The 3,676-nt window shown below is 29.8% G+C and carries 2 protein-coding genes and 2 pseudogenes; 2 read left to right on the top strand and 2 right to left on the bottom strand.

Going from position 1 to position 3,676, the window contains the following annotated elements:
* Positions 1-403: 403 nt before the first annotated feature.
* Positions 404-776 (bottom strand): annotated as a pseudogene (locus ACEN3Z_RS11635) (hypothetical protein); the annotation flags it as partial.
* A gap of 898 nt (positions 777-1,674) precedes the next feature.
* Between ACEN3Z_RS11635 and ACEN3Z_RS11630 the strand changes: the two are divergent.
* Entirely contained in the window at positions 1,675-2,346 is a 672-nt protein-coding gene (locus ACEN3Z_RS11630; protein ID WP_338487313.1) for a hypothetical protein, read from the top strand.
* A 1-nt stretch (position 2,347) separates the two neighbouring features.
* Positions 2,348-3,256, top strand: coding sequence for an ABC transporter ATP-binding protein (locus tag ACEN3Z_RS11625; RefSeq protein WP_407090956.1), 909 nt, complete (start codon positions 2,348-2,350; stop codon positions 3,254-3,256).
* Positions 3,257-3,558: 302 nt separating this feature from the next.
* Here the strand turns inward: ACEN3Z_RS11625 and ACEN3Z_RS11620 are convergent.
* Positions 3,559-3,676 (bottom strand): annotated as a pseudogene (locus ACEN3Z_RS11620) (IS30 family transposase); the annotation flags it as partial.

The raw sequence follows: 3,676 nt of genomic DNA, 5'->3' as shown, positions 1-3,676 counted from the left end.
CTTTGTGGTTAATGAATAATCGTCCTAGGAAATGCTTAGATTACCAAACACCTTTGGAAGTATTTTTACACGAACTCTTATTAATTGAGTAAATAAAAAATTGTCGCAATAATTATTGCAATTCAACTCTAAAAAAGAAATGTGGCTCTCTCTATGTGAAATTTTAATAGCAATACACCACAAAAGATGGTTCGTTGGGGGGAAATTTGTATCGACAAAAGACAGTGGCACACAACGATTTGATTACAAGTATTGCCAAAATTGATAAAATTTCATTGAATTTTTTTGGACGGGCAGCTCCATGTTTAGATACCGGAAATCTTCCTGAAGATAACACTGTCCCTTTATCAAAAAAACGAATATCATCCCGATCTAATAGTAGGGTGACCTTTTGAAAAATCTAATAGACCGTATTGACTTCTAAAAGACCGCCTTTGGTACTGGGAAATAAATAATCCTCTGGCTCTAAGTCTTTCGTGTAGTTCTGGAACAACTCCTGCAGGCTGCTTAAATATAAAATGCGCGTTTCCCCAGTTTTCGCTCTAAAACACGTGATTTTTTAGAGGAAATCACGTATTTTTCTGTAATTTTACGGTATCGGATATGTGCAAACCGCTGTTAATACCGATCAAAAGCAAGAAAACGTCGCGTTCGGCGTTTTTGTTGCGACGCAAACAAAATAAAGAGTCGCTGATTTCTTGGTGTGTTCGTAATGATTGGACATTATAACTCCTTGAAAAAATCTCTCCTCTCACAAAATAGATACATGCTTTCATTTATTACACCACACAATCATGTATTGGAAACCGATATAAAAAAAGAACCCTATAGATATAAAGTTCTCGATAAATGATTTTATGTAAACTATTGAATTATAAGTGGGCTATTTTATTTTTTAGTCTGCTGTAAGGTTAAAATGACGGTTGTTCAATTTTGTTTTTTTGATTTATAATATACTAGAGGAGTCAATACTTTAAAAGTTTTTCACCAAAAAATAAGTTTAACTATTTCTTCCAGCAACATAAAGGTAAAAACGAATCTTTTCTTGTGCAACAGTTATAAAAAAGGAGCGACTTAATGAAAATAAACAAAAAGTTATTTTGGAGCCTAGCAATTTCATATGCAGCTGTAACGTTTGTTTTGAATAATATACTTCATACGACTATAGGTAGGTTTTTAATGCAATTGAGTTACTTAGTTTTAGCTCTTGGACTAATTTTATTTACATATAAAATACTTAAAATCTCAATCAAACAATTTATCTATAATCGTAAAAAATAATACGCTACTTTTCACCTTTAAGTTTACAGATCATTTCTTTATACTTGTCATTATCTAATAATAACGAACTTTTTTTTACGGATAACAAGAAAAGTAAGATAAGGAGAACTGAATTACTAGTGATTACTGTATTAGAAAATATCAAAACAGCAGCAACAATATTGTTACTTTTAAGCACGCTAATTTATTATAGTAGTTTACGAAAAAAACGTAAGTTCCAATTACTAACATCTGTTGAAAAAAGATGTATATACTAACAACGATTTCAATATCACTATACGTTTTTAGTTACTTTATTCTTTACTTTGGAAGCTAAAAAACTTTGTAAGAATATCAAAAAAACTTTAATTTCTTAATATATAACAAAGGTTTAGATCGAGAGGAGAACGTTAATTGATCCCAGTTGCATTAGAAGAGTTAAAACATATTTTAAAAAGCATTAGAACAATCGTTATAATTCTAATATTCGTTTTATTTAGTTATGGTATGTCCTCTACTTTGTCAAATATTACTAGTACTGGTGATAGCATTGCAGCAGCTTATTCGAGTATTAGATTATTGGTTTTTATATTAGGATATATGTTTGTATCCACTGTCTCAAATAGTTGTATCAATAGAGAGATAGAAACTGGGTCAATAAAGTTTGTCCTATCAAAAATTAATAAGCAACAATTTATAATCGGAAAATTTATCGGCATTTTCCTATTTTGGTTCATTTGCATCGGTACAAGCTTTACTGTAATTTCGTTTTTAACTAATCAAGTTGATCTTAGTATTTTATTCATGTTAATGAGCGTGGTCACTTATTACATCTCTTTATGCGTATTACTTTCAGTATTAGTTAGCAAATCTTCAACCACCAATTTCATTGGATTAATCATGGGTATCTTTTTTCCAATCGTTGGACTTTGGGTAACACTATCAAACGAATGGTATAATTTCTTTATGTATTTCTTTCCATACGAATATATCTTAAAAGACGGTTACTTTATAGTTGTACCTGTACTAATATCAATCATTTACTTGAGTATTGCCGTAGTAAGCTTCAGTAGAAAAGAGGTGTGAAATGTCTTTACTAAATATCAAGAACGTAAAAAAAAGTTTTGGATCAAATTTAGTCTTAAACGATATCAATCTGACACTTGAACAGAATGATTTTTACGGATTAGTAGGAAAAAATGGTTCAGGGAAAACAACACTCATTAATCTTATAGCTGGAATAAATAAACCTGACAACGGGGATATTCTCTTCTACGACAACATTAATATAACCCAGTTCAAACATAAAATTGGTCTAATGCCTGATTCAGAAGGTCTCTACAGAAATATTAGTGGATATGACTTTCTAAAATATATGGGCCGGCTAAAAAAGATCAATTTATCCAACTTACAAATAAGTCAATTACTTGAAAAAGTGTTCCTAGAAGTTCCCCAACATTTAAAAATAAAGCACTATTCGTTTGGTATGAAAAAGAAGCTAGCTATAGCACAAACCTTAATTGGTAATCCAGACCTCATAATTTTAGATGAACCAACTTCAGGAGTTGATCCAGAATCGGCAATCTATCTACGTCAACTTTTTTCTGATTTTCATAAAGAAGGTAAAACGATACTTATTACATCTCATAATCTAAGTGAAATTGAAAAGTTATGTAATAAAGCTTCACTATTAGACAATGGAAAACTAACTATATCTGGAGAACTATCTACGTTATTGCAAAATAAAGAAAAGAGTATAAAGTTACTGATTCAATTTAAAACAACCTATCCAGAATCCGAATTACTTAAAATAATGCAAAAATGTTCTTTTGAAATCCATGTTAATTTATCAGATAGTACCCTGGAAATAGATTGTTATTCTTCGGATATCAACAATGTATTAAATTTTATTTTACAAATAAAAGGAATGAAAATAGTAGATATTTCGACAATAAAACCTGACTTAGAAAAATTATTTTTTACAGATACTATGTAGTAGTTAGCTAATCTACTCATGAAACAAGTATCTGACAAACAATCAAACCTTTCCTTACACCATAAGCCTAGGGCTGATATTCGATTAAACTTATTATTTTAGATATTGGAGGTGTTCTGATGTTAAGAGAAATTGTTACTTTCATTTTAGTATTCTGTGTATTAATTATAATTGGTCATTTTGTCACAAAAAACAAAAAAAAGTAAACAGAAAAGTAATAGTAATTTAGTCTCCTAGATAAACGATTACTTTTTTTGTCATTTTTATTAAATTCATAAAAGATGTTTTTAGATCTTAAATTGTCAAATTAAGTGCAACACAGTTTTATAAAAGATTTCATAAGGTGTTTTCCAATTCAAACATTTTTTGGGACGTGTATTTAATTTCGTTGCCCAACCTTGTATCTCTTCATCAGTTGCA

Source organism: Ruoffia sp. FAM 26254 (genome assembly GCF_045528545.1).
In the GTDB taxonomy this organism is placed as follows: domain Bacteria; phylum Bacillota; class Bacilli; order Lactobacillales; family Aerococcaceae; genus Ruoffia; species Ruoffia halotolerans.
This window is presented reverse-complemented; position numbering and strand designations above follow the sequence as displayed.